The sequence below is a fragment of the Mycobacterium sp. TH-M82 genome (assembly GCF_057473605.1).
Genome location: NZ_JBYCKY010000162.1, coordinates 1 through 5,256 on the forward strand (window position 1 = coordinate 1; position 5,256 = coordinate 5,256).

Genomic DNA, 5,256 nt, shown 5'->3' on the forward strand with positions numbered 1-5,256 from the left:
GCCGCTGGCGGTCAACCAGGCGGTGCAGTGGCCGCTGGCCGAGTTGCACACCGAGGCCCAGATGGTGCGGCTGCTGGTGTATTACGCCGCGTGGCACTTGGACCGCGATCACCACCTGGAGGTCTCCGACAAGGTGTCGATGGCCAACTATCGTGCCAACCGTCTGGTCTGCGATGCCGCCGACCGTGCCATGCAGGTCTTCGGCGGGCTCGGCTACAGCCGGCACGAGCCGTTCGAGCACATCTACCGCCACCATCGCCGCTACCGGATCACCGAGGGCGCAGAGGAGATTCAGATCCGCCGGGTCGCCCAACGGCTGTTCGGTTTCGACCGGCGCCGATGACGACCGACGCACTGGCCGCCCGGCTGGCCGGCGTGCTGGCACCGATGCTGGGGACCGTCACGATCGAGGGTCTGCACTCGCTGAGCGGTGGCGCCAGCCGGACCACCTGGGCGTTCGACGCGGTCTTCGGGACCGGGCAAGCCACCGGGCGTCGGGCATTGATTCTGCGCACCGGGCCGCTCGACGAGGTCCACGCCAGCATGGAGTTGGAGGCTCGCGCCCAGGTCGCCGCCGGCGCGGCCGGCACCCCCGTCCCCAATATCCTGCTCGCAGATAATTCCGTTGCCGCACTGGGTAATCCGTTTCTGATCTGCGACCAGGTCAGCGGCGAAACCATCGTCCGGCGTATCTTCCGCTACCTCGACAGCGCCGGCCGGGACCGGTTGCTGCGCCAGTGCGCGCAAGCCCTGGCCGCGATCCACCGCGCCGACCCAACCACCGCCGGTCTGCCGAACCAGGACCAACTGATCCAATGGCGCGCCCGACTCGACGCCATCGGGGACACCACCGCCACGTTCGAGTGGGCGTTTCGCTGGTTGGCCGCCCGCCGCCCCCCGCCGTCGGAAGTTCGTCTGGTGCACGGCGACTTCCGGATGGGCAACCTCGTCGTCGACGGATCCGATCTGGCGGCAGTATTGGACTGGGAGCTGGTGCACATCGGCGACGTGGCCGAGGACCTGGCCTGGTTTTGCATCCGGGCCTGGCGGTTCGGCGCGCCGGCCGATCGCTGCGCCGGCGGGCTGGGCAGCATCGAGGACTTTCTCACCGCCTACGAGCAGGCCGGCGGGGCTGCCGTCGACCGGGAGAGTTTTGCCTGGTGGCTGGTGTTGGCCACGCTGCGCTGGGGTGTGATCTGCCGCTACCAGGCGCAGCGTCACCTCAGCGGCCAGACCCGGTCGGTGGAGCTGGCGGCGATCGGCCGCCGGGTCGCCGAAACGGAGTGGGATCTGCTGGACCTGCTGGAGCTGCCGGAAGGGGTGCGCCGGTGAACGGACTGCACGGCCGGCCGACGGCCGCCGAGCTGGTAGCGGCGGCCGCCGAGTTCCTGGAGACCGAGGTCCGCGACGCCACCAGCGGAACCGTCAACTTCCACGCCCGGGTCGCCGCCAACGCGTTGCGCATCGTCGAACGCGAACTGCTCGAGACCGGTGCTGACCAGATCCGCATGGCGCTGGCTGACCTGGGTTTCTCCGACGAGGCCGGGCTGGCGGCCGCGATCCGGACCGGTGACCTGGACGACCGCGCCGGGGAGGTGACTGCGTGTCTGCGCATCCTGGTACGGCACCGATTAGCGGTCGCACACCCCGGATACGACAGCCAATAGCCGACCGCAACCGCCTTCGCGCAGGCGCCACAGTAAGATCGGCACCGTGTCCGCCACCGCCGCAACCACGGTCACCGCCCCGCTGCGGATCCTTGTCTACAGCGACGACGCTTCAGTCCGCGAGCAGGTCATGCTGGCGCTGGGCAAGCATCTGCACCCGGATCTGCCTGAGTTGAGCTACGTCGAAGCCGCGACCGAGCCGGTCGTGATTACGCAGCTGGACGCCGGCGGAATCGACCTGGCCGTCCTCGATGGCGAGGCGACACCGGCCGGCGGCATGGGGATCGCCAAGCAGCTCAAAGACGAGATCGCGGCGTGCCCACCGATCGTGGTGCTCACCGGCCGCCGCGATGACGAGTGGCTGGCGCGCTGGTCGCGCGCGGAGGCCACCGTCCCGCATCCGATCGACCCGGTCCAGCTGAGCCGGGTGGTGCTCGAGCTGCTGGGAGCAAGGGTAGGGCAACCGGTAGGGCGAGGGTAGGGCGGGGTAGGGTAACCGTCACCGCAGTTAACGCCAATTATCCTGCTGCCGTTGACCACTGCCGATGACAATAGTCACAGGGGGCGTCAATTTCGGGTTGTCGTCAATCGGCGAGGGGCCGGACGTTAGGCTTGCGTGAGTTCACACCGACAGCAACCAGACAACCCCAGGAACATAGTCACTCGATGAATCTGTACCTGCCCATCCTGGTACTCGCGGCCCTGGCCGCCGGTTTCGCCGTGTTCTCAGTGGCGATTGCGCCGATGGTCGGCCCGTCCCGCTACAACCGCTCGAAGCTGGAAGCCTACGAATGCGGCATCGAGCCCACCGACCAGCCGGTCAGCGGGCCGCACGCGCCGAAGGGCCAGCGCTTCCCGGTGAAGTATTACCTGACCGCGATGTTGTTCATCGTTTTCGACATCGAGATCGTCTTTCTCTATCCGTGGGCGGTCGCCTACGACGGGCTCGGGGTCTTCGCGCTCATCGAGATGGCGCTGTTCGTCGTCGTCGTCTTCGCCGCCTACGCCTACGTCTGGCGCCGCGGCGGCCTGAGCTGGGATTGAGATAGCACATGGGCTTAGAAGAACAGCTGCCCAGCGGCCTGCTGCTGAGCACGGTGGAGAAACTGGCCGGATACTTCCGGACGGGCTCGATGTGGCCGGCGACGTTCGGATTGGCGTGCTGCGCGATCGAAATGATGTCGACGATGGCGCCGGACTACGACATGTCCCGGTTCGGCATGGAGGTGTTCCGGGCCTCCCCCCGGCAGGCGGATCTGATGATCGTCGCCGGTCGGGTCAGCCAGAAGATGGCGCCGGTGCTGCGGCAGATCTACGACCAGATGGTTGAGCCCAAGTGGGTGCTGGCGATGGGCGTGTGCGCGTCGTCGGGAGGCATGTTCAACAACTACGCGATCCTCCAGGGCGTCGACCACGTGGTCCCGGTCGACATGTACCTGGCCGGCTGCCCGCCCCGCCCGGAGATGTTGATGTACGCGATTCTCAAGCTGCACGAGAAGATCAAAGAGATGCCGCTGGGCGTCAACCGGGTAAAGGCGATCGCCGCGGCCGAAGAAGCAGGGCTGGCAGCCCCGTCCACCTGGCAGATGAAGGGGTTGTTGCGGTGAATCAGCCGGGCAATGGCACCGACACCAGCTCCGACACCGCCACGGAAAGCGAAGTGGTCGGCGTTCGCCGGGGACTGTTCGGCGCACCGGGCAGCGGCGACACCTCCGGGTACGGGAGGCTGGTCAAGGAGATCGTCTTGCCCGGACCCAGTTCACGCCCGTACGGCGGATACTTCGACGAGGTGGTCGACGCCCTCACCGGGGCACTTCAGCGCAATCACGTCGGCTACGCCGATGCCGTCGAAAGCGTCGTGGTGTTTCGTGACGAACTGACGCTGCACATCCGCCGGGAGCAGCTGCCGACAGTTGCCCGACTGCTACGCGACGAGCCAGACCTGCGTTTCGAACTGAGCCTCGGTGTGAGCGGCGTGCACTACCCCGACGACGCCGACCGTGAGCTGCACGCGGTCTACCCGTTGAAGTCGATCACCCACAACCGTCGTGTCCGGCTGGAAGTCGCTGTGCCCGAAGATGATCCGCACATCCCGTCGCTGTATGGGGTGTACCCCACCACGGACTGGCACGAGCGGGAAACCTATGACTTTTTCGGAATCATCTTCGACGGCCATCCTTCGCTGACCCGGATCGAGATGCCCGACGACTGGCACGGCCATCCGCAGCGCAAGGACTATCCACTCGGCGGCGTAGCAGTCGAGTACAAGGGCGCGCAGATCCCGCCACCCGATGAGCGGAGGGCATACACCTGATGAGCACGCACCCCGGTGTGGGGACCGTCTTGAACGTCGGCGGACAGGAATGGGAACAGGTCGTTGAAGCCGCCAAGGCCGCGGACCCCGGCGAACGCATCGTCGTCAACATGGGGCCCCAGCACCCGTCGACACACGGCGTGCTGCGGTTGATCCTCGAGCTCGACGGCGAGACCGTCACCGAAGCCCGCTGCGGCGTCGGTTATCTGCACACCGGCATCGAGAAGAACCTGGAATACCGCTACTGGGCCCAGGGCGTGACCTTCGTGACCCGGATGGACTACCTGGCGCCGTTCTTCAACGAGGTCGCCTTCTGCCTGGGCGTGGAGAAACTGCTGGACATCGCCGGCGACATCCCGGAACGCGCCAGGGTGATCCGAGTGCTGATGATGGAGCTGAACCGGATCTCGTCGCATCTGGTCGCGATCGCCACCGGCGGCATGGAGCTGGGTGCGCTTTCCGCGATGCTGTATGGCTTCCGGGAGCGCGAACTGGTGCTCGACATCTTCGAGACGATCACCGGCTTGCGGATGAACCACCAGTACGTCCGACCCGGCGGGGTGTCGGTGGACCTGCCCGACGAAGCGATCGGCCAGATCCGCGACTTCCTCGAGCTGATGCCGAAGCGGCTGAAAGATATCGAAGACCTGCTCAACGAGAACTACATCTGGAAGGCCCGCACCAAGGACGTGGGCTACCTCGACCTGACCGGATGCATGGCCCTGGGTATCACCGGGCCCATCCTGCGGGCCACCGGGCTGCCCTATGACCTTCGTCGCATCGAACCGTACTGCGGTTACGAGAACTACGAATTCGACGTGATCACCGACGACGGCTGTGATGCGTACGGCCGCTACATCATCCGGATCAAGGAGATCAAGGAGTCGCTGAAAATCGTCGAACAATGTGTCGAGAAGCTGGCCAAGTCGCACGGCAGCCCGGTGATGATCGAAGACCGCAAAATCGCCTGGCCCGCCGACCTGAAGCTGGGCCCGGACGGGCTGGGCAACTCCGAAGAGCACATCGGCTGGATCATGGGCCACTCGATGGAAGGCCTGATCCACCACTTCAAGCGGGTCACCGAGGACATCTGGGTGCCGCCCGGCCAGGTCTTCGTCTCGGTCGAGTCGCCGCGCGGTGAGCTCGGCGTGCACATGGTCTCCGACGGCGGCACCCGCCCCTACCGGGTGCACTACCGCGACCCGTCGTTCACCAACCTGCAGGCTGTTGCCGCGATGTGTGAGGGCGGACTGGTCGCCGACGTGATCGCCTCGG

8 protein-coding genes are annotated in these 5,256 nt (G+C 66.3%); all 8 read left to right on the top strand.

Translation table 11 applies throughout. The features are described from left to right. Positions 1-343 (top strand): acyl-CoA dehydrogenase family protein (locus AC2VON_RS04810; RefSeq protein WP_486951920.1); only part of this gene is annotated, 343 nt, incomplete at its 5' end. After that, positions 340-1,332, top strand: coding sequence for a phosphotransferase family protein (locus tag AC2VON_RS04815; RefSeq protein ID WP_486951921.1), 993 nt, complete (start codon positions 340-342; stop codon positions 1,330-1,332). The genes AC2VON_RS04810 and AC2VON_RS04815, both read left to right, overlap by 4 nt. Further along, positions 1,329-1,667: a DUF6285 domain-containing protein gene (locus tag AC2VON_RS04820; RefSeq protein ID WP_486951922.1), complete on the top strand. Its 339-nt coding sequence runs from the start codon at positions 1,329-1,331 to the stop codon at positions 1,665-1,667. The genes AC2VON_RS04815 and AC2VON_RS04820 overlap by 4 nt, the downstream gene beginning before the upstream one ends. A gap of 37 nt (positions 1,668-1,704) precedes the next feature. Next, complete coding sequence (locus tag AC2VON_RS04825; RefSeq protein ID WP_486951927.1) at positions 1,705-2,148, top strand: Rv3143 family two-component system response regulator; 444 nt, start codon at positions 1,705-1,707, stop codon at positions 2,146-2,148. Positions 2,149-2,333: 185 nt separating this feature from the next. Then, complete coding sequence (locus AC2VON_RS04830) at positions 2,334-2,711, top strand: NADH-quinone oxidoreductase subunit A (RefSeq protein WP_486951923.1); 378 nt, start codon at positions 2,334-2,336, stop codon at positions 2,709-2,711. Positions 2,712-2,719: 8 nt separating this feature from the next. Then, positions 2,720-3,274, top strand: a complete 555-nt coding sequence (locus AC2VON_RS04835; RefSeq protein WP_486951924.1) for a NuoB/complex I 20 kDa subunit family protein — start codon at positions 2,720-2,722, stop codon at positions 3,272-3,274. Then, complete coding sequence (locus AC2VON_RS04840) at positions 3,271-3,981, top strand: NADH-quinone oxidoreductase subunit C (RefSeq protein ID WP_486951925.1); 711 nt, start codon at positions 3,271-3,273, stop codon at positions 3,979-3,981. Before AC2VON_RS04835 ends, AC2VON_RS04840 begins: the two co-directional genes overlap by 4 nt. After that, positions 3,981-5,256 (top strand): NADH-quinone oxidoreductase subunit D (locus tag AC2VON_RS04845; RefSeq protein ID WP_486951926.1); only part of this gene is annotated, 1,276 nt, incomplete at its 3' end. The genes AC2VON_RS04840 and AC2VON_RS04845, both read left to right, overlap by 1 nt.

Excerpts from the sequence above, each read along its gene's own strand:
- AC2VON_RS04815 (WP_486951921.1), top strand. The coding sequence starts at position 340 with ATGACGACCGACGCACTGGCCGCCCGGCTGGCCGGCGTGCTGGCACCG.
- AC2VON_RS04835 (WP_486951924.1), top strand. The coding sequence starts at position 2,720 with ATGGGCTTAGAAGAACAGCTGCCCAGCGGCCTGCTGCTGAGCACGGTG.
- AC2VON_RS04830 (WP_486951923.1), top strand. The coding sequence starts at position 2,334 with ATGAATCTGTACCTGCCCATCCTGGTACTCGCGGCCCTGGCCGCCGGT.